This is a genomic window from Verrucomicrobiia bacterium, from assembly GCA_036405135.1.
Classification (GTDB): Bacteria; Verrucomicrobiota; Verrucomicrobiia; order Limisphaerales; family JAEYXS01; genus JAEYXS01.
In genome coordinates, this window is record DASWYF010000036.1 from 89,846 (window position 1) to 114,804 (window position 24,959).

Genomic DNA, 24,959 nt, shown 5'->3' on the forward strand with positions numbered 1-24,959 from the left:
GGCAGGCCGAGCTTCGGCTCACGCCACCGTCATCCCCCCATTCACATGCAGATTCTGCCCCGTGATGAACGATGCCGCATCACTCGCCAAGAACACCACCGCTCCCGCCACATCCTGCGGCACACCCCAGCGATTCGCCGGGATCAGTGCGCGATAACCATCCTTCAATTCCTGCGGATCATTCTCATGCCGCTCCACTGGAATCCACCCCGGCGCGATCATGTTCACCGTGATCCCATGCGGCGCGAGTTCACCCGACATGCTCCGCGTCCACCCGTTCTGCCCACCCTTCGCCGCCACATACGCACTGAAATTCGGCACCCCCCGCGCCACCACTTCCGAACCGATATTGATGATGCGCCCCCACTTCTGCTCCTTCAAATGCGGCAAACACGCCCGCGTCAGCAGAAACGGACTCTTGATAAAGAAATCCAGCATCGACTGATAAAACGCCCAATCATACTCCTCGATCGATTTCTGCGGCTGCGCCGGCGTCGCATTGAAAACCAAAATATCGATCGCCCCCAACGTCTTCGCCACCTCATCGACCAACCGCTTCACCTCCCCCTCATCCACCACACTCCCCCGAAACAAAGCCCCCTCGCCACCCGCCGCCCTGAACTCCACGAACGCCTGCTCCGCCCGCGCCTGATTATTCGCATAATTCAAAGCCACCCTCGCCCCCGCCTGCCCCAGAGCAATCGCCATAGCCTTCCCCAGCCCAGTAGTACTCCCCGTCACCAAAGCCACCCGCCCCGTCAGATCAAATCCTTTATTCGCATTCATATTAAAAAATCTTCGTAATCGTCCTCGAACCCCTCATCCCGTAACCGCGGACGTCAGTCCGCGCTAACCTCTCTCTCGATGTTCGATGTTCGATGTTTCCTTTCATTAGCCCGCCGGTGCAACCGGCTCCTTCGTCATTCGGATTTCGTCACTGGTCATTTACGCCAGTATCTCCTTCACCACATGCCCATGCACATCCGTCAGCCGCATATCCCTGCCCCCGAACCGATACGTCACTCGCGTATGATCCAGCCCCAGCAGATGCAGCATCGTCGCGTGCAGATCATACATCTCCAGTTTATTCTCCACCGCTTTGTAGCCGTATTCATCCGTCGCACCGTAGCTCATCCCGCCCTTCACTCCACCGCCCGCCATCCACACCGTGAACCCAAACGGATTATGATCCCGCCCATTCGTCCCCTGCGCGAACGGCGTCCGCCCAAACTCACCCGCCCAAATCACCAGCGTCTCCTCCAGCAACCCGCGTGATTTCAAATCATGTAAGAGCGCGCCGATCGGCTGATCCACCGCGCGCGAATTATTCTCATGCCCATCCTTCAAGTTCCCGTGCTGATCCCACCGATCTCCCGCCACCTTCGGACACGTCAGCTCGATGAACCGCACCCCGCGCTCGATCAATCGCCGCGCCGTCAAACATTGCCGCGCAAAGATCCGCGTCTGCTCAAATGGATGATCAAACCCATAAAGTTTTTTCAGCGTCTCACTCTCGCGCTGCAACTCCATCAACTCCGGCACTGCTGATTGCATCCGAAACGCCAGTTCGTAATTCGCGATCGCGGACTCGATGGGGTCCAGCTTCCCCATCCGCTCCACCACGCCGCCGTCCAGTTGCTTCAGCAACGCCAGCTTGTTCTCCTGCAATTTCGGCGTGGCTTCCGTCGGCAGAATATTCGCCACCGGCTTGTCCGCCGCGCGAAAGATCGAGCCCTGATACGTCGCCGGTAAAAAGCCGTTCGCAAAATTATCCAACCCACCCGGCGGAATCAGCCCGCCATTCAACACCACAAACCCCGGCAGATTCTGATTCTCTGTCCCGAGACCATAATTCACCCACGCCCCCATGCTCGGCCGTCCCGCGAGTCCCAACCCCGTGTGCAAAAAATAATTCGCATTCGTATGCTCGGAAAACTCCGACGTCATCGATCGGATCACACAGATATCATCCATGTGCCGCGCCACATGCGGAAACAGCGCACTCACCGGCAACCCGCTGCGCCCGTGCTGTTTGAATTCCCACAGACTCCCCAGCGTGTTCCCGTTGTCGTTGAACTGCGTGGGCTCCATCTTCATCTTGAATGGCTGCCCGCTCTCCGCCTGCAACCGCGGCTTCGGATCAAACGTATCCACCTGCGATGGCCCGCCATCCATGTAGAGAAAAATCACATTCTTCGCCCGCGCCTTGAAATGCGGCGCCAACACCCCACCACCCGCCTTGCCCGCATCCGGTGACGACACCACCCCGAAGGCCTTGTCCCCCAGCAACGCCGTAAGCGCCACCGCCCCAAAGCCATTCGCACAACGCGCCAACATCGTGCGCCGCGTCATCGCCCCCGCCATGTATCTTCCACAATGCATACAAAATCGTCGTCGTTCTCGTTCTCGCTTCGTTGGTAGGGCTGGCTGTCCTCAGCCGGCCGCCGCCGAAGCATCTGCACTTGCTAATTGCATCAGCCCTTTATTACGACTACCGCTCAACTTCCCTCTCCTCTCAACGAGGAGAGGGACGGAGGGTGAGGAGTGAGCACGCCTATCGCTCTCACGCCATCACTTCCCCTGCATCTCCTTCCTCGGCACCGGAATACGCCCCCGCATACTCATCACCTCAGTCTTCAATTCACTCACCTTCACCAGATTACCCGTCCCCTTCTCAGCCTTGACTGTCGCCTTCCCCATCGCCTCCGGCAGATCCAATCCCACCGGCAAACCCGCATACCACATCCCCTGATGACTCTGCACCGGCAACCGTCCCCGCCCTGCATAACTGATCGTCATCACCTCCGCGAACGCCGTCTCCTTGCTGAACAAAATGATCGTCTCCCCTTCCAGGCCCGTCGTCAGATCACAATCACCAAATTCCTTGTTCGCCTGAAACCTCACCGTCTTGGTCTCATCCCCTTTCCAAGTCGCCAGAATCTTCCCGACGGCCACCACCTTGCCACTCTCATTCGTCGAAAGACTCTGCACCTTCACCATTCCGATAAACCCGCTATCCCGCACCAACTGTTCCAACGAAACATTGGCCACCTTGGCCTGAGCCGAATCTGTTGAAAGCAACAGACACAGAACCGCGAGCACCATGCTCACACTCTTCCAAGTCTTTCTTTCACCACTATTCATAGCCTCACCATCTCAGGTTAAAGTTTCCCGCGTTATCCTTATTCTCGCTATATCACGTACAACTAAACAAAATTCACCTTTCACACCCTCATCCAACCATCTTTCCTCTCACCCCGTTAGCCCTATATGCGCTATCTGCGCTACTTGGAGACAAAATCTCAAACTCTTCCATCCGTGTGATCCGTGTTCCATCCGTGGCTACCTATTTGATCATTTGTCATTGTGGCCTCCGGTGCAACCGGTTCCTTCGTCATTGGTCATTTTCTCAATTATTAAACACAAACTCCTTCACATTAAACACCACATGACACAGATCCGCCCACACCCGCACATCCTTCAATCCCGCCTCCCCGCTCACCCCATACTCACCCGCCTGCACCCGTAAAAACTCCATCGCTCTCTTCAATTCCTCAACCGTGGCCCCGCGCCCAAAAGCCCTCCGATAAATCTTCTCCACGCGCGCTTCCGCTGACATCTCTTCCTTCAACAACCGCTCCGCCCACACCTTCGCCTGCTGCACCACGAACGGATCATTCATCAAGATGAGCGCCTGCGCCGGTACATTGGAGACCGTTCTGCGCCCCACCGTCGTCGCCGCATTCGGCGCATCAAACGCCAGCATCATTGGTGACAGAAAATTCCGCCTCACCTCAGTGTAGATGCTCCGCCGCCCATCCCCATCCAACGGCCCGCTCTTGCCTGGCCGCCCTCGCCCATCCATGAACTCCGTCAAATGGATCGCCACCGATGGCCCGAACATTTTCCTATCCAGACTGCCCGACACCGCCAGCACCGCATCCCGGATCGCCTCGCCCTCCAACCGCTTCACGTTCATGCGATGCCACCACTCGTTGTTCGGATCTTTCGCCTCCGCCGCTGCATCATTCGGTTGGCTCGCCATCTGATACGTCCGCGAAAGAACGACCTGTTTGATCAATCGCTTCACCGACCAATCACCAGTCGTGCGAAAATCCTCAGCCAGCCAGTCCAGCAATTCCGGATGCGACGGCACCTGTCCCAGCACCCCGAAGTTATCCACCGTCGGCACGATTCCCCGCCCCATCAGATGATGCCACACCTTGTTCACCAACACCCGCGCCAGCAGCGGATTCCCCTGCGAAGTCCAGTCCTCCGCCAGTTGCATCCGCCCGCTACCTTCTTCATAAATCGCGCTCACCTCACCGCCCAAGGCCTCCAAGTTACGTCGCTTCACCACCTCACCCAAACGCCTTGGACTCCCGCGCAAAAATACCTTCTCATCATACGGCGTCCCCTCCGTCAAAGCTGGCACCGTCACCAGCTCCCGAATCCCCGCCTCCACCTTCGCATACTCCTCCAGCAATCCTTTCAACTCCGCATCATCCCGCTTGCCCAAGGTGATCAGTTGATTGCTGAGCAATTGGTTGATTCTCCGCTGCCCTTTCAGAAAAGTGGTCCTCCCTTCCAACCAGTGCATCACCAAGTCATTGATTTCCTTTGCTACCGTTTCCATACCATTCTCTTCCGTCCCCTTCACTTGCGGCATCGGCACAGGCGCATCCGCGCTATTGCTGAAGAAGACTTGCTCCACCGCAAACCAATCATTCACCTGCCCGCCACCCGCCGCCGAATCAGCCGGTGACCGGTCCACAAATTCCAAAAACGCTCGATGCCCCTTCCACATCCGCACATCCATGCGATACCACTTCGGCGCTTCACTATTCAGCGTCTGCCGCAGATTCCCATAGATCGGATTACGGATCAGCGTGAACCCATCCACCACCAAACTCACCCGACTACCCGTTCCCGCAATTAGCAAATGAATGAAATCCTTCTCAATCGTGAACGCAGGCGATTGCAATGTCCCCTCCAGCCGTGGCGACACCTGCCCACTCGCCAAGACACCGCGATCCTCCACATACTTCACCGGTTGCTCCACCGTCCCCACTCGGAAATTATCCTGAGCAGTCGCCCTGATCTCAAACGCAGCCCCATTGGCCGACCAGCCTGTCGGCACTTGGTTTCGCGCGAATGCGAACTGGACATCAACCGGAGGAATAATCCAAAGCGCTTTATCTACCTGCAACAAACTGCTGTGGTCACCAGGCAACTGAACTTTCTCCTTACCCGTTTGCACCGCGATCCACCGCTTCAAAACCTTCGCATCCAATCCCCGCGCCTTCGCCACCACTCCCACCAAATCCGCTTGCAACAACGGCTGATTGTCCGCTCCAAAAAATTCCGTGCGATCTGACATCACCACATGATCCAGCCCGATGTTTCCCCAACTCCCCTTCACATCATCCACTACTTCGATCCGCGCCGTCTTCCCTTGAAATTCACTCACCTCAAATTTCGCTGCGCTCATGCGATTACTTTCTTTGCCCGTCACACTGCGCACCACCTTGCCCTCCAAGATCAGATTCACACACGTCTTGCCCGCATGCGCCCCACCTCCGACGAGAAAGTGGATATGATTACGTGTGATCGTGAACTCCGGCCCTGTCAGTTTGCCCGTGAAACTATCACTCTGGATCACCTTCCCCTCCCGCCGCGCATTGTGTGAATTGATGAACCCCTTGCCCACCGCACCCACATCACCCTGATACGTACCGATTTCCTTTTGCGCCACCGGCCCTTCACCAAACGCATCCCCAATCACGACCCATTTCCCAAAACCGCTCCACTCAAAATCAGCCAACACTACATCACCTGACTCCTTCGCCTTAACATCTGCCGGAACTTTCCCGCTCAGCACTTCATTCACAGCCAATAAATACTCCTTCACCTTCCAATCCGCCGTCACCGTCGTCTCTTTCAGCCGTGCTTTGATCTGCTGCTTGATGCCCTGCAACCGTTTCGCCTGCTCCAGCGTCGTCGTCAATGGCTCCACTTCCGCCAGCCGATACCGCGAACTCTCGATGATGCCGTACAGCGAGTAATAATCCTCATCTGAGATCGCATCGAACTTGTGATCATGACACCGCGCACACGACACCGTCATGCCGAGGAACGTCTTGCTGATCACATCGATCTGGTTGTCGATCAGCTCCGCCTGATGCAGCCGCACATCTACCGGCGAATGCACTTGTTGCGAGAGCCAGAACGCCGTCGTGCCGATGACCGATTCATTGAACCCATCCGCCGGATTGATGCGCGGCTGCTTCAGCAGATCACCCGCCAGATGCTCCTTCACGAACTGGTTGTACGGCACATCCGCATTGAACGCCCGGATCACATAATCCCGATACCGCCACGCATTGTGGATGGGATAATCGAACTCATGCCCCATCGTCTCCGCATAACGCATCATGTCCAACCAGTGCCGCCCCCAGCGCTCCCCGAAGTGCGGTGATGCCAGTAACTCATCCACCAACTTCTCCACCGCCTTCGGTGATTTATGCGCCACAAACGCCTCCACTTGTTCCGGCGTAGGCGGCAATCCCAGCAGATCAAAATACAACCGCCGCACCAATGTGCGTTTCTCCGCCGCCGGTGCCGGCTTCAACCCCTCTGCCTCCAACTTCGCGAGAATCAATCGATCAATCGGCAACTGTCCCCACTGCGCATCCTTCACCGTCGGCAACGTCGGCTTCTTGATCGCTTGCCACGCCCAATGCGCTTGCTTCCGCGCCTCCAAGTCGAACACCTCCACCTTACCCGCCGCTTTCGGAGCTGCCTCCTGCGGCCATGGCAAACCGAGCCGCACCCACTGCTTCAGGTCCTCCACTTGCGCCGAAGTCAGCCGCGTCTTCGGCGGCATCTGCAGTTCGGGGTCCGAGTATTCCACCGCCTTGATCAGCAAACTCTTCTCCGGACTCTCCGGCACCACCACCTTTCCCGCATCCCCACCGTTTAAAACCGCCTCGCGCGAATCCAGATACAATCCGCCTTTCACCTTGGCTGCCGAAACGCTGTGACATTCAAAACAACTTTCTACCAGCACCGGACGCACCTTTTTCTCAAAGAAATCCAACTGCTCCGCCGTGAACTCCGCCGCCGATAACGAAAGCCCCGCACTCCATCCTGCAATGGAAAGACACATCACGAATTTCGTCCAAACTCTCATCGGGCTTTCACAAATCTTAAAACCTCTGCTTTACAGCAATCAAGGCCACACTCCGTTTTCTATCATTCTTTTCCAGTAGCCGTGGACATCAGTCCGCGCTAACCCATCTCTCGATGTTCGGAGTTCGATGTTGGATGTTCGATGTTTTCCTAATTCACATTTGCTCCTCTCGCCGCTCCTCGTCATCATTTCTCTATCCATGAACCGCCGCCAATTCCTACATCGCACCGCTGCTCTCACCGCCTTGGCCGCTCTTCCGAAACTCAATGCCGCTCCGCCCTCTCCCCCCGGCCCCCTCGTCGGCACTCAACTCTACGGCTGGGGCCAATATTACCAGCGCGATGGCAAGAAACCCGCCGAGCACACGGAGGAGATCCTCTCCGCTGTTCGTGATTGCGGCTATGATTACGCCGAGACTTCCCTTGATTCCGCACAACCCGAGAACAACCAAAAGCTCGCCGATCAGATGAAGGCCAAGGGCCTCAAACCCTTCTCCCTCTACACCAACGCCGTCGTGTACGAGGACGACAAGTGGGAAACCAACACGCAGAAACTAATCAAAGCCGCCCAAGCCGCTCGCGAAGCTGGCTTCACCTCACTCACCTGCGATCCCGGCTTAGGCAAAGACGAAAAGACCGAGGCTCAACTCAAGACTCAGGCAAAAGCGCTCGAACTCCTCGGCACAGAACTTCGCAAAGTCGGCATGAGCCTGGGCATCCATCATCACACGCCCGCAATGCGCAGTAGTGCCCGTGAGTATCACTCCAACTTCAAACTCACCGCGCCGAACAAAGTCGGCTTCTGTTACGATGTCCACTGGGTTTTCCGCGGCGGCGTGAAACCGGATGCCGCTCTGAAAGACTACGGCTCACGCATCGTCTCCTGGCACCTGCGCCAAAGCCGCGAAGCCATCTGGTGGGAAGACCTCGATTCCGGTGATCTCGACTATTCCGCCATCGCCGCTTACGCCAAGAAAAACAACCTCGCCCCCTTCTACACTGTCGAACTCGCGCTGGAAAACGGCACGAAAATAACCCGGTCCGTCGTGGCGAACCACCAACGGAGCCGGGCTTATGTGAAAACCATCTTTGGTTGCTGACCCTCAGGTCAACGCCATCAAAATATCTTAGTGATGCGAGTGACCGGAATCGTTATTCCCGCCTTCTTTCTCGCTGTCCGAGATGAAGCGGTGCACGCCGAACATATACGCGGTCACCAAGGCAAACGAAATCACCACGATCACAATGCATGTCAGACTGATCATCAGCATAATATAAGTTTTGTTATAAGGATTTTCCGCCGCCTGACAACCCTCTTTTTGCCACTTTAGAACCTTCCTTTTTCCAAGATGGACCTCGGGGGACGAAGGAGTGTTTGCAGATCAGCCTCGGTCAACTCTGTCTTCACTGAGAACTTGGCACTCACCTGCTCATTAGCTTTTTTCCCACTAACGCCACCAAATAAATTCCGCCCAACAAAACCACATCCGTCGGCCCCACCGGCAGATCCTTCACATACGCCAGCCAAAATCCGAGAAACGCCACCACGCCACCCAGGATGGACGACGCCACCGCGAACTGCTTCATGTTCTTCGCGAACGGATGCACAATGAGTGGCGGCAACAACAGAAACGCGAACGTGATCAACGGCCCCACCGTTAGCACCGCAATGGAGATCGTGAGCCCGATCAACAGATAGATCAGCACATCCCACAACAGCACATTCTTCTTCAGCGTGATCGCCATCTCACGATCAAACGACACCAACAAAAACTCGCGCCGGAAGAGATGCAGCACAAGCACCACCACAGCCATCACCGTCCCTGTCAGCCACAGATCCCCATTGCTCACAGCGATGATCTGCCCCTTGAATAACTCCAGCCATCCCTTCTCCGCCGAAGGACATTTTGAAAGCAGCAACAAACTCACCGCCAGAGATACCACATAGAGCGCCCCAATCTGTCCCTCCATCGAGCCACGACCTTTCCGCTCCATAAATGCCAACCCAAAGATCGCCGCCAACGAGAAAATGATGGAACCTAAAATCGCCGAAATCTTCTCCTCCTCCCCATGAGCACTCCCGAAATGCCCGAACCACACATGCAAGGAAAGCGCCAACGCCACACCTGTCGAAGATATTTGCGGCAACGCCACCCCGAGGAACACCAGTCGCCGCAACACCAGAAAAACACCCACCAGCGGACACGCCAGCCCCACCATCAAGCTCACGTAAACCGAATTACGCAGCAGGAAATTTGGATCCAGTATTTCGCGTAAGGCTTCCATGGCTTCAATGGCTACCTGCCAGCAATCCCATCATCCGCTCCGCGCTCAGCAAATCGTTCACCGGTCCGAAGTGCGCCTTCCCCTCCGCCAACCACACCACCTGCTGCGCCAGTTCCCTCACCACCGGCAAATCATGATTCACCATCAAGATCGTCATCCCACTTTGGCTCAACTTGCGAAGCAGCTCCACGATCGCCCGGCTCGCCGCCGCATCCACCCCCGCCGTCGGCTCATCCAGCACTAAAAGGTCCGGGTTCGTCGCCAACGCCCGAGCGATCAAGATACGCTGCTTCTGCCCGCCCGAGAGATGCGAGAACCGCTCATCACAAAACCCCAGCGCATCCACTTCCTTCAAGCACTCGTTCACCCGCTCCTTCTCCTGCCTCGGCACACCCTTACCTGCCGCCACTCGCGCCGAGACACCCATCTCCGCCACCTCACGCCCAGAAAAAAGATAGATCGGGTCCAGCGAATCCCGCTGCGGCACATACCCGATCACCGGCACCTTGCCCGCTTGCGCCTCCCAAGTGAATTTCCCGCCCAAAGCCGGAATGATCCCGAGAATCGTCTTCAATAAAGTAGATTTCCCCGCCCCATTACTCCCCAGAAGCCCAGTGAAACTCCCCTTGTTCAGCACGAACGAAACATCTGCCACAACGACACTCCGCCCATAACCAGCCGAGAGCCGGTCTAAAGTGAGCAAAGCATTCGCAGACATGTCCGAGCAGTATGGGAATGAAAGCGTAAGCGTCCAACCAAAAGAAAAACCACCCCTCGTAATCGTTCTCGTCCTCGATTCAATCCCCATCAGCCGCCCTCGGCTGCAACCTGTAGTGGGACAGGTGCCTCGCCTGTCCAGCCTCCCCATTCAATCATTCGACATTGCTCATTCCTTCGTCATTCAAGCTTGGTCATTCATCATTCCGTCCCCCATCTGTGTGATCCGTGTTCCATCTGTGGCTAAATAATCCCCTATCCCTTTAGCAATCTCTTCAACTCCCCCGCCGGATCATCCACCAGCTTCGCCGTCACCGCGAACCGCTTCACCTTTCTCGTCGGCAGCTTGAACTTCAGATCACGGAACACCCGCTCACACACCGTCATCAGCCCACGCGCACCCGTATTCTCCTCGGATGCTTTCAACGCCAGTCTGCGCAACCCGTCATCCTTAAACTCCACCTCGATGCCATAGGCCGCAAACGCCCGTTCGTATTGATGGATGAGACTGCTCTCGCTCTTCCGCAACACATCGAAAAGATCATCGCTATCCAGCCCATGGCACGCCACACGCACCGGCAAGCGTCCGATGAACTCCGGCTCCAAACCATAATGAACCAAGTCCGATGTCGCCGCCTGCGTGTAGAGATCATCCACACTCATCCGCGCCACTTTCGCCGGCTTCTCCGTCTGCATGAGGCGATGCTTGATAATCTGGTCCATCCCCGAAAAAGCTCCGCTCACGATGAACAGGATGTGCCGCGTATTGATCGTCTCTGCCTGCGGCACACCGCCACCACGCATCGCCTGCATGGCATTCTGAAGTTGCCCCGTCATGTCATTCGGCGACACCACCGGCACATCGCCATCCTCCATGAGCTTGAGCAGATTCGTCTGCACCCCGCGACCCGACACATCGCGTCCGCCGCTCTCGCCACGCGTCGCCAGCTTGTCCACCTCATCCAGATAGATGATGCCATGCTCCGCCTTCTTCACATCACCACCCACACGACGCAGAAGGTCGCGCACCAGATCATCCACATCCCCGCCCACATAACCCGTCTCGGAAAACTTCGTCGCATCCGCCTTCACGAACGGCACACCGATCAACTCCGCTGCTGAGCGGATCAGATGCGTCTTGCCCACCCCCGTTGGCCCCAAGAGCAACACGTTCTGCTTCTGATAAAACGGCGCGACATTCCCCTCCAACGTCATCCGCACATGCTGGAAATGATCGCACAACGCCACGCTCAAAACCTTCTTCGCCTCCGTCTGCCCGATGACGAACCGGTTCAGATGCTTCGCGATCTCATTCGGCTTGAGATTGAAACTGAACTCCGCCTTCGGTGCCGCTGCCGTCTCTGCGACACCATGCTTCGCCACCACCTCATGCTTGGTGCCACGCTTCCCTCGCACCCGTTTCGGAATCCCCGCCGTGATCGGCCCCAAAGCCTCCTGCTGCCCTGACTGAATATTCGCCATAAAATTTTCCTGATCCATCATCTCGTCGTCCACGAATGCTAGATTACGTCCGATTACATTACCCGCAAATATTTCACCAACCCTTCCCATCGTCCTCGATTCCCAGACAAACAAAAAAGGACGGCCCTCAATGGACCGCCCTTTTCTTAAACTCTTATCCCCCGCTTACGGCTTGTCATACTCCCCGATCGAACGGATCCAGATGTTCCGGAAGCGCATCGGGTTGTTATGATCCTGTAACTGGATGAACATCTCCGGCGCATGCGCCTTGTCATAGGTGCCGTTTCGTTTATGCGGCGTGTTCCCTTGATATTCCTTGCGATGATGCAGCACCACACCGTTATGGATCACCGTCACCGCCGCCTTCTTCTCGATCTTCCCGTCCTTGTCCCAGCGCGGCGATTCGAAAATGATGTCGTAGCTCTGCCACTCGCCTGGCGGCTTGCTCGCATTCACCAACGGGGGAGTCTGCCCATAAAGCGCGCCCGCCTGGCCATCCGGATACGTGGGGTTGTTGTAAGAATCCAACACCTGTATCTCGTACACACCATTCATCAATATCCCGCTGTTACCTCGGCCCTGGCTGTTGCCCTCCACCTTGGATGGCGTGGCGAACTCGATGTGCAATTGAAAATCCGCGAACTTCTCCTTCGTCTGGATGCTGCCGGACTTCGGCGCCACCTCCATGTAACCGTTTTCCACCTTCCACTTCGCCTCGCCACCATTGCCCGCCTGCCATTGCGACAGGTTCTTGCCGTCAAACAGCACCTTCGCATCCGTCGGTGCCGGAGCCAGATGGCTGAATGTCGCACCCGGCGTCACCACGCGCGGTTGCGCGCGCTCACCATCATGCACATGCCATTTTGTTCCCGGGATGATCGGCGTATCCTGATAACCGATGGGTGCTGCCGGCTTGGCCGGTACTGCAGGTTTCGTCACTTCCGCCGGTTTCACGGCATTGACCGGCTTCGCCGGTTTCGTTGCGCACGCGGTCATCGCTGCCGCCACTGCCAGGAGCAGAACAGATTTCTTCAACATACGTTTCGTCGTTAGTTAAAACAATTTGGGTGAGCGATTGTTTACTCCGTTCTCAGACGGCGCGCACGCAAAATCAATTCGGTCATTTCTCCGCCAGCTTGCCCGCCGTCGCGTAGATCTCCTGCGCCACGCTGGAGCCATCCGCGCCATCAAGGTTGAATTTCAGCTTGATCTGGTCCGCCGGCTTCATGTCCTTGATGGCCAGCACTACCGTTCTACCATCTGCTTGCAGCTTCGCGCCCGTGACCTCCAGCTTGTCATGCTTGCTCTGCTCAGGATTACTGACCGAAACCTCCGGCGAACCATACCCCCCCGTCCAGCGGTAGTTCCACCGCTCTACATTATAATTCTCCGCATCATTCGCAGACTTAGCATCCAAGGGCAGCGTGAACGTCACCGCGAGTCCTTCCGTCGTCACCTTGAACGCCACCGGCAACTGCACTGCCTTCCCCGTATAACGCACGCGATAAAACCCGCCATCCCGCGTCGCACTGCTCTGCCACCCCTTGAGGCCGCACAGGTAGAGCTGCCCATCCTTCGGATTGATGCGACCGCGCATGATGCCGCTGTTGAATTTCAACGGCAGTTGCACCATGGCCGCCTGCTTCGTCGTGTCCACATCGTTCAGCATCACTTCGAAGAGCGTGCACTTGCCATAGCTCATGAAGAGCAGTTTGTCCTTCAGAGGGCCGAACTTGTTTCCCGTCACCCACACCTGCCCGCCACTGGAATTATCCATGTTCATCGGCAACCACGCCACCGGATGATCATATCCTTCTGCCATCGGGGCGACCTTATCCCAAGCCTTGAAGCCCAAATCCTTTCGCACCTGCGGAATGCTCGGGTTCGCAATGAAGTTCGTTCCGTTACGTGTGAACTTCATTTCCTTCTGCGCCGCTGGCACCATGCCGTAAAATCCATCCTGCTTGATCCAGTTCAATTTGCTCGAGGGCATCCAGTGCCCCTGATTGTCGCTCACAGTGATCTCGTTGCGCGGTCCCACCGTCATGCCGTTCGGCGCGCGTAATCCCGTCGCGATGACCTCCAGCTTCGAGCCATCCTTCGAGACGCGGATCATGCAGCCCTGATGCGGCGATACCACCTCCGGTTCCCAGGGCGAACCTTTCGCGAAATAAAAATTCCGCTTCGAATCCGTATGCAGATCCAGGCAATACTCGTGGTAATTCGCCGTCACCACCGTGTCGTTGTTGAAGTTCTCATAAAAGTCCGCTTCGCCATCCTTGTTCAGATCGCGCAGACGCGTGATCTGGTCGCGGCCCAGCACGTACACCTGATCCTTCACGATCTTCAATCCCAACGGTTGGAACAATCCCGTGGCATAACGCTTCCATGTCAACTCCTCCATGTTGCCAGTGATGCCGGAGACCACCCACACATCTCCGTGGAATGTGCCGATCGCTGCGCGGCCATCGGAGAAGAAATCGAACCCACCGAAGAAATTCCTCACGTTGTAAGGATTCGTCGATGGCTCCGTGATCGTATCCACCACATACGCACCTTTGTCGTCTCCTTTTACGCCCTTGGTCTTGACCGTCTCCGTCCATGTGGCTGCTCCGCCTTTGATCAGATTGGGGATGTCAAAGCGCGTGGGCGGCAGCTTCGGTAACACCTCTGTATTTTTGTTGTCCTCCAGCTTTATCGTAGCGATCGCGATCCGCATCGGGCGATTCCCCGTCACCTTGCCCACCTTTAAGGCGACCAATCCATTCGTAGTACTCCATTCCACCCCCACCGCTCCGTCCGCCGTCAGCAGATGCTTCCGTTTCGTCTTTTCATCCGTCACGATCAAAGTCGTCCCCTTACGTTCCACCTTGGGATTTTCCACCGCCAGCAGATTGATGATCAGATTCCTCGCTGTCCTCGTAAACTGCAACGTCCGCGTGAAGATGTCGTAACCCTCTGATTGCGCGTAACCTGGCAATTCCAGCACTTCCATGTTTCCCACCGAATACTTGAATACCACCTCCCGCCCGTTCACATACATTCCTTTATAGTGCGCCCAGCTCTTGGGCAGCGGACCTTGCTGATTGGTGCGGGGATCACCGAATGTGCCTTTGCCATCCCACACTCCCGGCAAGGGTTTCATGGCAAACACCGCTTCCCCCTTCACCTGCGGCGGTGGCGGCCAGGCGATCTGCGTGAGCGTGTTGCCGAACTCCAGAAAATCACCCTTCCACGCCAGTGAAACGCGCATCAGATCCATGTCGTAGCACATGAACGCATCGCGCTTCTCGCCCAGCGTCACCACCATGCCCCGCATCGCGATGGCATCGCCGCCACTCGATTTAGGTCCGCGCACCGTCCCAGAAAAGACCGGTCCGCGCACCTGATCATTGGTATTCGTTTGGGCGTGAAGAGAAGCAGCCTGAAAAACTGAAAGGCAAATTCCGACGACAGCAAAACAGCGGCGTAGCGATATGTGCATATAGAGTGACGCCCCCTTTCATCCACGAAGCCCCTCTTTCCTACAAGCTGATTTCTTTCGTTAAATCGTCAAAACCGTTAAATAGTTAAACCAATGCACCCTTTCACGATTCAACGCTTTTAACAAATCACCGCTTCTTTACTTCTTCACCACCTGCACTGCCTGCTTGTTTCCGGCCCGGTAAAGCTCCTGCACCTCATCTGCCGTCAGAGCGCGGTCAAACATCGCGAACTCGTCCATGCGCCCGTTCCAGTTACGGAAATTTGCTCCGGAGCCGTAACCCACCGTGTTCCAGTTCGCGATCTCCATGTCCCCGATCTTCAAGGGCGATTTCACACCCGCCGACATCTCGTTCACCTGCACGCCATCCACGTAGAAGCGCACCTTCTTTTTCTCGCCATCAAACACTGAAGTGATCTGTGTCCATTGCCCGAACCGTTCCCGAGTGAAGATCACCGGGCTGCGATACGTCTGCTCATCGGTGCCCTTGATGCACAAGATCACCTTGCCGTCCTGATGGATTTGCCAATGCACTCTTCCGTCATCGAACCCGTCACCCATCATCAGCGAATTGTAGGAACGCTTCAGCCCGTCCACGCGGATCCACGCGTGCAAGGTCAGTGACTTGAACTCACCGGGAATGCGCGCACGCACGCGATCGCCAAGCGCCTTGAATTCCAAGGCGCGCTTCATCGGCCAACGTCCTTCCGTCCAGCGTGCGCCGATCACGGCGCCGTCTGATTCATGCGGTCCAGTGCTGCTCACATTGCGCAAGGTCCGTTCCTGCTCGGACGGCGGTTGAAAATCATAATACACCAGCAATCCCGGCCATGAGCGCCAGCGCTGGCTCGTCTGCTTCCACTCGGCGAACTGCCGCGTCTGCACGATCGCCTCCTTGGAATCCAGCTCACCGGGGGTCGCAAATGCCATAGGGTTCACCGGAATCGGTTCGATGCTGCCCAAGGTGTTCACCGCTACTGCTTCGCCTTTGATCATGTCGCGCGCTACAGACATCCCTTTGGGAGTCACTTGCACATGGCCTTCGAAGACGTGTGCCTCCGTGCGTTCTGAGGTTACATCCACGCCAAACGCCGTGCCGATATCCACGACTTTCAGATTCGGCGTCTGCACGGTGAAGCCGCGTGCCTGCGATGGCACATGCGCGCTCAAACGACCCTGATGACAATTCACTTCCGTGACCGAGATCAGATCGATCTCTGCCGGGCCTTCCACCACCACGCGTGCGCCGGAGTAAAATTCCAGTTCCGCGAACCCTTGTTTCAACTTCAGCCTGCCGGGTTCCAGCGGAGCTCCGACCGTGAACACCACATCTCCCGTCTCCCACTCCACATCGATGGCGCGGGATAACACCGCGATGCCGGTGGGCGCGATCTCTTCCACGTAATCCGGTTCGTCCGGCAACTCTGCGGTCGTGACCTTGGGAGCGAAAACACCACTCATCCAAAGCGCTGCGACGATCAAAGCCACCATCGCAAAACCTGCCAAAGCCCGGTGCCAGCCGGTCCATAGAGCGAACCAGCCCGTTGACGTTTCTTCTTGGGATGCCTTTTCCGCAGGAGTGACTGACGCCGTTGCGAGTTTGCGGCCCCATTCCTCTTCACCGAAGCGGCGCACTAATGCATTGAAGCGCGCATGTTCCCAGAAGATCTGGCGCGCTTGCGGCGATGAGAGCAGCATGCGCTCCAGCTCGGATTTCTCTTCCGGCGTTATCGCGCCATCCACGAAGCGGTCTAAAAGTTTTTCGAGGCGTTGCTTGTCCATACGATCACCCTGCTTTCGCCACTTTCCGGCTCACACATTCCCGCAACACCACCCGGGCGCGGGATAAAGCCACATACACCGCCTCGGCCGACCAGCCCATGATCTGCGCGATCTCCGCGGGCTTATGCGCCTGTTGATAGCGCAGCTCGACCGCACGACGTGCCTGTGGTGCGAGTTGCTCCAGGCATTCCGAAAGATGTTTCAAGCGATCTTCGCCTTCCTCCGGCTCCGGCTGACACGCGCAGAGGGATTCCAATACCTCATCCGAAAGGGCGGTCGGCGCGTTTGGGTTCTGCCGTGTGGCTTCCAACACCTTGAACCGGGCGATGGCACAGACCCAGCCCATGAAATTGCTGCCCGGCTGGAAATCCGCCGCCTTTTTCGTCACCGTGAGGAAAGTTTCCTGCAAAACATCATCCACCCGCCCGAAATCGGGCATGAGTGAGAGGATGAAACCGCGCAAAGCGGGCGAATGCTGCACAAACAGCATCTGCACCTGCGCCACCTGTTCTGGACCGGTTTTGGCCATGGATAGCTAGATTCTCTAGCTGGAGATGTTGGAAACGGGGGTGACCTTAGCAATAAATCCCCTGACCGCCAGCCCCTTTCACCAGCCATAAATTGCCCGAACGCTCCGGCAGTCTCCCTGTTCAACAAGTTCAGCCATGGATACTTACCTTGGTAACCTGACCGCTTTGCCACTTGAACAGCCATCCGTCTTCCGGCTAAATGACCTCATGTTCTTCCAAGGGGCGCGTAGTTTTTTACCACTGATGTTGGTCATCTGTCTTTTCGCATTTTCATACCCATCGAGTTCGCCTGCCGCAGTAGGTACTTACATCCCGCCGAAACCGGAATGCGTGGACTTTGCTCAAAGGGTGGAACGCGCGATGCAGACGGAGGGGTTGAGCGCCCTCTACCGTCACATCAGCTTCACTGCCATTGCGGAACGGGCGGTCCCCGGCTCAGACATAACTCCACGCAATGCCAATGCGCTCTTTTCCAAATACATCGCGGACATGAACAGCTACGCGGCCAAGATGAAAGGTCAGCAGGCTGAAGTGGCCTTCATGAATTATCGTCTCAACCGCACGTATCCAGAGCTGACGTTTCGAGTCGTTTACGCAGATGGCCACTTTGAATTCTACATCGCCACCATGGGTTATGAAGCCGGGCGGCTGGTCATCATCGATCTCTTTGATACCTACCAGATCGAACCGCTCACGGATCTCGTCCGCCGTCTGGCTGCTCCGCAGATCAAAGCCTCCAATCTCTCCCGCTGGAACAAGCTCTTCCGTCAACCTCCGGCGGCTGATTCCGATCCGTTCGATACCTGGCGGCTGGTCATCGCAGCGGCCAATGGCAACAATTACGAAGCCCTGCTCAAGCATCACGAGCAATTGCTGCCGGAACTGAAAGAGACGCCCACCATGCGCGCCCTGCATCTGCTGGCTGTTTCCAAGGTGCGCAAAGACCAATACCGCGCGACATGGGATGCATGCTTCCGCGATCTCAGCGATCAGACCGGCATGGTGTGCATGCTCCTGGATGCCTCCATGAAGGCGAAAAATGCGAAGGACGGCATCGCTGCCATCACCGCTTTGGAGAAACTTCTCGGTGAAGATCGTTTCTTCCATTTCTTACGCGCAGATTTCTTTGTGAAAGTCGGTGCTCTGGATGCAGCCTTTACCAGCACAGGTCAGTCTCTCGCCCAGTTCCGACGCTATGACTACCGCAGCCGCAGCTACCTGTATCTCTGCATGAACATGGAGAAATGGCAGGAAGCAGCGGTATTTTTGCGCGAACTGGAACGCGATACCGGCAAAGAATCCGTGGCCTTCCTCGCGGAGAACCCTCAATTCGCCAGCATCGCCAATAGCGACGCTTTTAAGTCATGGCTACGCAGTCCCATCAAACGCCGTTATGATCCAGAGTTGCTCGCTCGCGTGCAGAGCCAAAGTGGAACTGCTGCCGCCTACCCAGCTCGCCCAGTCCCGGTGTCCACTGGCACAGCACCAGTCCAAACCACCCCGTCAGCTCCTGCTGCTCCCTACACCTTAAAAGGTATCATCTATTCCAGCCGCCCCAGCGCCACCATCAACAACAAGTTCGTCATGGTCGGAGATAAAGTGGGTGCCGCCAAAGTCCTCACCATTGAGACCAACTACGTCGTAATCGAAGTGGATGGAAAACAGGAAAAACTGACACTGACAACCGACACTCCTTAGCTCTCGATATAAACAGTAACTGTTCATGAGCACATCCATCCGCTCTATCGACCAGCTCAATGCCGAATTGGCCAAGGGTGCAAGGCCGAAGTATCTCTACTTTTGGGGCCACACTCCTGCCAACGATGGCAGTGTCACCAAGTCCTGTTTCAGCCAATGGTGGGTCTCGCCCTTTGTCATTGATGGCATCACTTACCCGACAGCCGAGCATTACATGATGGCTTCCAAAGCCCGTCTCTTCGATGACCAAGAGGCTTGCGAACGCGTCCTGACTGCCAAGCATCCTAAACAGGCAAAAGAGATCGGTCGGCAGGTGAAAGGTTTCGATGACGCCGTTTGGAAGGAAGAACGATTCGGATTCGTGGTCACCGGCAACCACGCCAAATTCTCCCAACACGCCGACCTGCGCTATTTCCTCTTAAACACAGGCGATAAAGTGCTCATAGAAGCCAGCCCCTACGATCGCATCTGGGGCATCGGCCTCTCCGCCAGTGATGAACGTGCGGAAAAGCCTTCTCAATGGCGCGGACTCAATCTTCTGGGCTTCGCGCTGATGGAAGTGCGTGAGCGTTTGAAAGTTTAATGCCAGGTTTGCCGGTTCTGACAATCATTTCCCTCCGCCTCTAGTTATCACAAAGTTTGTTTGTGCTAATGGAAAAATCGATCTTCCACAGCGGAGGCGGCACATCTCCATGCTTCATTTTTAGGGGACGCGATAAAAAAGCATAAGCATTTTCTTCATGGTAAAAATCCAATGTCCCTCCGAAAATCTTCTGTAATTCATCCGTACTCATCCCGCGTCGAATACGCCCAGATTCGATCTCGCTAATGCACCACAAAAGCCTCTCAACTGATACCCCTTGTGAAGATTGAATTTCAGGAGCAGTCCGGCATCCCATCCCGGGAAGAATTACGAGCAAAGCACACACAATAATCCAGAAGCGCTTGGTATTTTTCACTTTGAACATATCCCGGAGCTTCCAACTTTGGTCTCTATTGTCGTGAATTGACTGGCTGTGGCTTATTCAGAACCTCTGTCATTTCTCTTCCATCGGCAAGCCGGCCAAAATCACCGCAGCCTTGTCCAGAACCCGGCATAAACTTTTGATTCATGGGACGTGGGCCTATGCTGCTATGAAGCGGTTCGGGTAAAAGACACGGAAAAACCGTCGCGTTTTTTGATTTCGCGGGGATTTTTCCGAAGAAGATGGAGCGAGCGAAGGGATTCGAACCCTCGACATTCACCTTGGCAAGGTGACGCTCTACCAGACTGAGCTACGCTCGCTTCCGTTCCGTAAAGCGGGGCAGATTAAGCGGCAGACCGTCCAAGATTGCAAGTCCTCTTTTAAAAGTTTTTTTACCCCCTTGGAGCGCGGCCTTCAGGCCGCCTAAATATCCTTAAGCAAATGAGGCTCTGATTCTTCCCTAAAGCATTCACCAGCAAGACTTCACCCAAATCCGGTTGAAAACAAAAAAGCGGCAGCTTCCGCTGCCGCTTTCTAAAATATCCAGAATCAACGACTTACTCGAAGTCGTAGATGTTCACCTTCTTGCACACCCGCTTGAACACCTTCTCCACGAAGTCGATGTGCAAGGGATGCACTTGGTAATCGTCCTGCGCCTTCTTGTCCGGGAAAACGAGGTTCAGGGCGACTTGATAGGTCTGATCCACCACGGGGCGATGGCTGCCGACCATCTTGCCAACGTGGAAATGGAGCACGCCAGGAATGGGGCGGAGATACTTCTCAGCGCCTTCGATGAGTTCATCCGCTGCCTTGGGATTGGCAGGGTCCGTCCAAAAGATCACAACATGTGAAAACATGGGGCGAAGCCTAGCGAAGACCTTTTTCCCTGCAATCGAAAAGCGGGCCAAGAAATCGGGGACCGTCAAAAGACACGAATTTCACGAATCCACACGAATTGACTCTTGAGATTTCTCTAGAGCTTGGAGCTTTGGACTTGGGATTTTCGCTCATTCCTTGGTCATTCACTTCACGTAGCCATTCGCGCGGAACCATTCGACGGCGTCGGCGAGGGCTTGGCGCGGAGGGGTCTGGGGGAGGCCGAGTTCGCGGACGGCTTTCGCGGGGCTGAAGAACATCTTGTACTTCGCCATGCGGACGCCAGCGAGGGGGGCCTTGGGCGGTTTGCCGGTGAACTTGGCGAAGAATTCATCGAAGTGCGCGGCGGTGTGAGCCACGAAGTAAGGCACTTGAAACTTCGGAGCGGGCACGTCGGTAATCTCCTGAAGAACGGCAAAGGCGTCTTTCATGGTCCAATTGCCATCCATGCTGCCGAGGATGTAGCGCTCGCCCACCCTGCCCTTTTCCGCAGCAAGGATGTGGCCGATGGCGACATCGCGGACGTGGGCCCAGTTCAGGCCGGTGTCCAGGTAAGCCGGCATCTGGCGGTTCACGAAGTCCACGATAACCTTCCCTGTGGGCGTCGGCTTCACATCGCGAGGGCCGATGGGGGCGCTGGGGTTCACGATGACGATGGGCAGGCCCTTCGCGGCGAGTTCGCGCGCGACCACTTCAGCCTTCCACTTGGAGAGCTTGTAGTGATTGCTCATCTGGGACTCGGCGACGGGCGTGGCTTCATCGGTGGGTTGCACCTGACCGTTCACTTCCTTCGGCAAGCCGATGCAACCCACGGTGCTGGTGTAAACGATGCGCGAGCAGCCCGCCTGATGCGCGGCGGTGAGGACGTTCCGTGTGCCGTCAACATTCGCGGCATACATGGGCGCGTAATCCGGCAGCCACAGGTGATAACTGGCCGCCACGTGAAAGGCCCAGTCGCAGCCTTGCAAGCCCTTGCGGAGCGACTCCACATCACCGACATCGCCCAGAACTGCCTCGTAATCAGCGGCCTGCAAGCCGCGCACATCCGCTCCCGGTCGCAACAGGCAGCGCACCGAATGCCCGCGCGCATTCAATTCATGAACGAGATTGGCGCCGATAAAGCCCGAGCCGCCCGTGACGAAACATTTCATTGGCGGGAGATGATTCGGGTTTGGGCGAGTAATTCAACCACGGATTCATCTGCATTCCCGTGGCAATCCTTGAAGTTATGGAATGGTTTAGAGCGGTTTCGAATTTAGCGTCATTCTGATCGGCGCATCGGACATCGGGAGAATACCCGGCTTGCCCTGGACGCGTTCTCACGCCACCTTGTCCGCACATGGCCCTGCATCGTCTCGTCATCGTGAGCGACATTCACTACGCCGGAGCCGCCGAACAGGCGCGCGGCAATGATTACGAGATGCAGGCCATCACCTCAGGTTTCCGCCGGTGGATGGTGCGGATGTGGCGGCATCATCTGTGGTTACGCGATCCCTTCGGACACAACCAGAAGCTCGATCACTTTCTCTCCGAATGCCCGCAGGCGGATTATGTCATTGCGAATGGGGATTACTCGTGCGATTCCGCGTTCATCGGAGTGAGCGATGAGGCGGCTTGCGCGAGCGCGGTGGAGTGTCTGGGCAAGTTAAGGGATAAATTTAACAGCGAGTTGCGCACAACTATCGGCGATCACGAGTTCGGCAAAAAGAGTCTCGGCTCTGGCAGTGGCGGCATGAAGCTGGCGAGCCTGAAGACGACGCGGGACACCTTGAAACTGCCGACGAGCTGGCGGATGGAGCTGGATAAGTATGTGGTCATCGGCATGACGTCATCGCTGGCGGCTTCGCCTTCATTGATCGGTGATCAAGCTGAGGATGAGCAAGAGGGCTGGCAGGCGGAACATCAGCAGCACATGTCGGAGGTGCGGGAATTGTTTCGCGGCATTGATTCCACACGGCGCATCATCCTCTTCTGTCATGATCCCACCGCCCTGCCCTTTTTATGGGAAGATGCGGAGGTGCGCCGGTTCATACCACAGATCGAGCGCACGATCATCGGTCATCTGCACTCGAACCTCATCTTCCGGCAGGCGACGCTCATGGCGGGATTACCCGCGATCCGCTTTCTAGGACCAACCATCACGCGCAACACGCAGGCGGTGAATCGCGCGCGTCTATGGAAACCTTTCAACGTGCAGCTCTGCCCATCACTGGCGGGCATGCAGCTCTTGCGCGATGGCGGCTACCTCACGATGGAACTGGATGGAAACGCAGGCGCTCCGGCGACAAGCCAGTTCCACAGCGTGCCGTGGTAAGTGAGTGAAGGCGGTTTATGTCTTCAGCTTTTTCTCGAGAATCTCGCCGACGAGTGCCGGGTTCGCCTTGCCTTTGCTCAGCTTCATCACCTGGCCCTTGAGAGAATTGATCGCGGCGACTTTGCCACTGCGATAATCCTCAACAATCTTTGGATTCGCGGCGATGACTTCATCGCAGAATTTCTCCAGAGCGCCGGTGTCGCTGACCTGTATCCACCCATTTTTCTCAACGATGGTCATCGGAGCAGCGCCTGTCGCGAACATCTCGGCGAACACATCTTGCGCGATCTTGTTGCTGATCTTGCCGGAGTCCACGAGATCCACGAGTTCTGCGAAGGAATCGGGAGCGAACTTCAGATCTTTCACCGTCAGGAGCGTCATGTCCGCGGAGTCGATGCCCATGGCGGACTGCTCGGCCATGGAGGCTTCATTCGCCTCGGTGAGTTTGGCGCGCAGGTTGTTGATGACCCAGTTCGCCACGCCTTTCGGATTCTTCGACTTCTTGGCGATGGGTTCAAAGTAATCGCCCAAGGCCACATCGTTTTTGAAGATCTCAGCGTCACCGGCGGGCAACTGATAATCCGTGATGAAGCGGTGTTTGCGCGCAAGCGGGAGTTCCACGACGCGCTTCTGCACTTCGAGGAGCCACGCTTCAGTGGGTTCGAACGGCATCAGGTCGGGATCGGGGAAATAGCGGTAATCGTGGGCGTCTTCCTTGCTGCGCATCTCTTCAGTGATGCACGCGACGTCATCCCAGCGGACGGTGGATTGCGTCAGCTTGCGACCGGCTTTGACTTCAGCGATCTGGCGGGGGATCTCATGCTCCAGCGCCTTGCGGGCACCGCTGAAGGTGTTCATGTTCTTGATCTCGATCTTCACGCCGAGCTCTTTGCTGCCCTTGGGGCGCACGCTGACATTCACATCGCAGCGCACCATGCCCTTCTCCATGTCGCAATCACTCACACCGCCGTAGGACAGGATGTCTTTCAAAGCGTTCAAGTAAGCGTAGGCCATGTCCGGGCTGGTGATGTCCGGCTCGGAAACGATCTCGAGCAACGGCACACCGGCGCGGTTGCAATCCACACCACTGCGGTTATCCAAATGAGAATTCTTGCTGACGTCCTCCTCCAAGTGCGCGCGGGTGATGCGGACACGTTTGAGCTCGCCCTCGTGTTCGAATTCCACATAACCACTCTGCGTGGAGGGCTGCGCGTACTGCGTGATCTGGTAATTTTTCGGGACGTCCGGGTAGAAGTAATTCTTGCGATCGAACTTCGCACGGCCAGGGATCTGGCAGTTCAGCAGGTAACCGGTAAGCACGGTGAGCTTCAGCGCTTCCTCGTTCGCCACGGGCAGGACGCCGGGCATGCCGAGGCAGACGGGGCAGACGTTGGTATTGGGTTCTGCGCCGAACGAGTTCGCGCAACCGCACCACATCTTCGATTTCGTTTTGAGCTGGACGTGTGTTTCCAACCCGATGACCGCTTCGTATTCCATAGGCACTTACTGCTTAATGCGCCGTGACTATGGCGAAAACGGGGCGGGTGTGCACATGAAATTTTTCAGGGAAAAGTGTAACGCGAATTTCGCGAATTAGCGCGAATATCCGAGGTTGCGTTTGGAGCGTGGCTTGA

At 56.4% G+C, this 24,959-nt stretch carries 20 protein-coding genes and 1 tRNA gene; 4 read left to right on the plus strand and 17 right to left on the minus strand.

All coding sequences use genetic code 11. The features are described from left to right. Positions 1-18: 18 nt before the first annotated feature. The 4 genes from VGH19_17750 to VGH19_17765 form a co-directional block, all read right to left on the minus strand. The gene (locus VGH19_17750; GenBank protein HEY1173218.1) at positions 19-786 is read right to left on the minus strand and encodes a 3-oxoacyl-ACP reductase family protein; all 768 of its coding nucleotides are present in this window, start codon (positions 784-786) and stop codon (positions 19-21) included. A 159-nt stretch (positions 787-945) separates the two neighbouring features. Next, positions 946-2,382, minus strand: coding sequence for a DUF1501 domain-containing protein (locus tag VGH19_17755; GenBank protein ID HEY1173219.1), 1,437 nt, complete (start codon positions 2,380-2,382; stop codon positions 946-948). Positions 2,383-2,571: 189 nt separating this feature from the next. After that, positions 2,572-3,111 (minus strand): hypothetical protein, encoded by a 540-nt coding sequence (locus tag VGH19_17760; protein ID HEY1173220.1) that lies wholly within the window; start codon positions 3,109-3,111, stop codon positions 2,572-2,574. A 298-nt stretch (positions 3,112-3,409) separates the two neighbouring features. After that, entirely contained in the window at positions 3,410-7,192 is a 3,783-nt protein-coding gene (locus VGH19_17765; protein HEY1173221.1) for a PSD1 and planctomycete cytochrome C domain-containing protein, read from the minus strand. A gap of 199 nt (positions 7,193-7,391) precedes the next feature. On the opposite strand from VGH19_17765, the gene VGH19_17770 reads away from it, so the two are divergent. Continuing rightward, the gene (locus tag VGH19_17770; protein HEY1173222.1) at positions 7,392-8,291 is read left to right on the plus strand and encodes a sugar phosphate isomerase/epimerase; all 900 of its coding nucleotides are present in this window, start codon (positions 7,392-7,394) and stop codon (positions 8,289-8,291) included. Positions 8,292-8,318: 27 nt separating this feature from the next. On the opposite strand, the gene VGH19_17775 is transcribed toward VGH19_17770, so the two are convergent. The 8 genes from VGH19_17775 to VGH19_17810 form a co-directional block, all read right to left on the minus strand. After that, the gene (locus tag VGH19_17775; protein HEY1173223.1) at positions 8,319-8,462 is read right to left on the minus strand and encodes a hypothetical protein; all 144 of its coding nucleotides are present in this window, start codon (positions 8,460-8,462) and stop codon (positions 8,319-8,321) included. 151 nt (positions 8,463-8,613) lie between these two features. Beyond that, positions 8,614-9,477, minus strand: coding sequence for a metal ABC transporter permease (locus VGH19_17780; GenBank protein ID HEY1173224.1), 864 nt, complete (start codon positions 9,475-9,477; stop codon positions 8,614-8,616). A 4-nt stretch (positions 9,478-9,481) separates the two neighbouring features. After that, positions 9,482-10,195: a metal ABC transporter ATP-binding protein gene (locus VGH19_17785; protein HEY1173225.1), complete on the minus strand. Its 714-nt coding sequence runs from the start codon at positions 10,193-10,195 to the stop codon at positions 9,482-9,484. Between the two features lie 254 nt (positions 10,196-10,449). Continuing rightward, positions 10,450-11,676 (minus strand): AAA family ATPase, encoded by a 1,227-nt coding sequence (locus VGH19_17790; protein HEY1173226.1) that lies wholly within the window; start codon positions 11,674-11,676, stop codon positions 10,450-10,452. A 165-nt stretch (positions 11,677-11,841) separates the two neighbouring features. Then, positions 11,842-12,714 carry a DUF1080 domain-containing protein gene (locus tag VGH19_17795; GenBank protein HEY1173227.1) on the minus strand — a complete coding sequence of 291 codons (873 nt, stop codon included), beginning with the start codon at positions 12,712-12,714 and terminating at the stop codon, positions 11,842-11,844. Between the two features lie 82 nt (positions 12,715-12,796). Then, the gene (locus VGH19_17800; GenBank protein ID HEY1173228.1) at positions 12,797-15,034 is read right to left on the minus strand and encodes a DUF6797 domain-containing protein; all 2,238 of its coding nucleotides are present in this window, start codon (positions 15,032-15,034) and stop codon (positions 12,797-12,799) included. A 264-nt stretch (positions 15,035-15,298) separates the two neighbouring features. Continuing rightward, on the minus strand, positions 15,299-16,942 hold the full coding sequence (locus VGH19_17805; protein HEY1173229.1) for a LamG-like jellyroll fold domain-containing protein: 1,644 nt from the start codon (positions 16,940-16,942) through the stop codon (positions 15,299-15,301). Positions 16,943-16,946: 4 nt separating this feature from the next. Beyond that, complete coding sequence (locus tag VGH19_17810) at positions 16,947-17,471, minus strand: sigma-70 family RNA polymerase sigma factor (GenBank protein HEY1173230.1); 525 nt, start codon at positions 17,469-17,471, stop codon at positions 16,947-16,949. A gap of 136 nt (positions 17,472-17,607) precedes the next feature. Between VGH19_17810 and VGH19_17815 the strand changes: the two genes are divergently transcribed. Further along, positions 17,608-19,170 carry a hypothetical protein gene (locus VGH19_17815; GenBank protein HEY1173231.1) on the plus strand — a complete coding sequence of 521 codons (1,563 nt, stop codon included), beginning with the start codon at positions 17,608-17,610 and terminating at the stop codon, positions 19,168-19,170. A 25-nt stretch (positions 19,171-19,195) separates the two neighbouring features. Continuing rightward, entirely contained in the window at positions 19,196-19,753 is a 558-nt protein-coding gene (locus tag VGH19_17820; protein ID HEY1173232.1) for an NADAR family protein, read from the plus strand. Between the two features lie 40 nt (positions 19,754-19,793). On the opposite strand, the gene VGH19_17825 is transcribed toward VGH19_17820, so the two are convergent. The 4 genes from VGH19_17825 to hpnA all read right to left on the minus strand — a co-directional run bounded on the left by VGH19_17825 (position 19,794) and on the right by hpnA (position 22,162). Then, positions 19,794-20,138 (minus strand): hypothetical protein, encoded by a 345-nt coding sequence (locus VGH19_17825; GenBank protein ID HEY1173233.1) that lies wholly within the window; start codon positions 20,136-20,138, stop codon positions 19,794-19,796. A gap of 240 nt (positions 20,139-20,378) precedes the next feature. After that, positions 20,379-20,455: transfer RNA gene (locus VGH19_17830), tRNA-Gly, on the minus strand. A gap of 237 nt (positions 20,456-20,692) precedes the next feature. Next, positions 20,693-20,992 carry a Dabb family protein gene (locus tag VGH19_17835; GenBank protein HEY1173234.1) on the minus strand — a complete coding sequence of 100 codons (300 nt, stop codon included), beginning with the start codon at positions 20,990-20,992 and terminating at the stop codon, positions 20,693-20,695. 165 nt (positions 20,993-21,157) lie between these two features. After that, entirely contained in the window at positions 21,158-22,162 is a 1,005-nt protein-coding gene (gene hpnA / locus VGH19_17840; protein ID HEY1173235.1) for a hopanoid-associated sugar epimerase, read from the minus strand. Positions 22,163-22,350: 188 nt separating this feature from the next. Between hpnA and VGH19_17845 the strand changes: the two genes are divergently transcribed. Continuing rightward, positions 22,351-23,325: a metallophosphoesterase gene (locus VGH19_17845; GenBank protein HEY1173236.1), complete on the plus strand. Its 975-nt coding sequence runs from the start codon at positions 22,351-22,353 to the stop codon at positions 23,323-23,325. A 15-nt stretch (positions 23,326-23,340) separates the two neighbouring features. On the opposite strand, the gene gatB is transcribed toward VGH19_17845, so the two are convergent. Next, a complete protein-coding gene (gatB, locus tag VGH19_17850) occupies positions 23,341-24,822 on the minus strand; it encodes an Asp-tRNA(Asn)/Glu-tRNA(Gln) amidotransferase subunit GatB (GenBank protein HEY1173237.1) in 1,482 nt (493 codons plus the stop codon). Between the last annotated feature and the right edge of the window lie 137 nt (positions 24,823-24,959).

Excerpts from the sequence above, each read along its gene's own strand:
- VGH19_17750 (HEY1173218.1), bottom strand. The coding sequence starts at position 786 with ATGAATGCGAATAAAGGATTTGATCTGACGGGGCGGGTGGCTTTGGTG.
- VGH19_17755 (HEY1173219.1), bottom strand. The coding sequence starts at position 2,382 with ATGCATTGTGGAAGATACATGGCGGGGGCGATGACGCGGCGCACGATG.
- VGH19_17765 (HEY1173221.1), bottom strand. The coding sequence starts at position 7,192 with ATGAGAGTTTGGACGAAATTCGTGATGTGTCTTTCCATTGCAGGATGG.
- VGH19_17770 (HEY1173222.1), top strand. The coding sequence starts at position 7,392 with ATGAACCGCCGCCAATTCCTACATCGCACCGCTGCTCTCACCGCCTTG.
- VGH19_17775 (HEY1173223.1), bottom strand. The coding sequence starts at position 8,462 with ATGCTGATGATCAGTCTGACATGCATTGTGATCGTGGTGATTTCGTTT.
- VGH19_17780 (HEY1173224.1), bottom strand. The coding sequence starts at position 9,477 with ATGGAAGCCTTACGCGAAATACTGGATCCAAATTTCCTGCTGCGTAAT.
- VGH19_17785 (HEY1173225.1), bottom strand. The coding sequence starts at position 10,195 with ATGTCTGCGAATGCTTTGCTCACTTTAGACCGGCTCTCGGCTGGTTAT.
- VGH19_17790 (HEY1173226.1), bottom strand. The coding sequence starts at position 11,676 with ATGGCGAATATTCAGTCAGGGCAGCAGGAGGCTTTGGGGCCGATCACG.
- VGH19_17795 (HEY1173227.1), bottom strand. The coding sequence starts at position 12,714 with ATGTTGAAGAAATCTGTTCTGCTCCTGGCAGTGGCGGCAGCGATGACC.
- VGH19_17805 (HEY1173229.1), bottom strand. The coding sequence starts at position 16,942 with ATGGACAAGCAACGCCTCGAAAAACTTTTAGACCGCTTCGTGGATGGC.
- VGH19_17810 (HEY1173230.1), bottom strand. The coding sequence starts at position 17,471 with ATGGCCAAAACCGGTCCAGAACAGGTGGCGCAGGTGCAGATGCTGTTT.
- VGH19_17815 (HEY1173231.1), top strand. The coding sequence starts at position 17,608 with ATGGATACTTACCTTGGTAACCTGACCGCTTTGCCACTTGAACAGCCA.
- VGH19_17820 (HEY1173232.1), top strand. The coding sequence starts at position 19,196 with ATGAGCACATCCATCCGCTCTATCGACCAGCTCAATGCCGAATTGGCC.
- VGH19_17825 (HEY1173233.1), bottom strand. The coding sequence starts at position 20,138 with ATGTTCAAAGTGAAAAATACCAAGCGCTTCTGGATTATTGTGTGTGCT.
- VGH19_17835 (HEY1173234.1), bottom strand. The coding sequence starts at position 20,992 with ATGTTTTCACATGTTGTGATCTTTTGGACGGACCCTGCCAATCCCAAG.
- hpnA (HEY1173235.1), bottom strand. The coding sequence starts at position 22,162 with ATGAAATGTTTCGTCACGGGCGGCTCGGGCTTTATCGGCGCCAATCTC.
- VGH19_17845 (HEY1173236.1), top strand. The coding sequence starts at position 22,351 with ATGGCCCTGCATCGTCTCGTCATCGTGAGCGACATTCACTACGCCGGA.
- gatB (HEY1173237.1), bottom strand. The coding sequence starts at position 24,822 with ATGGAATACGAAGCGGTCATCGGGTTGGAAACACACGTCCAGCTCAAA.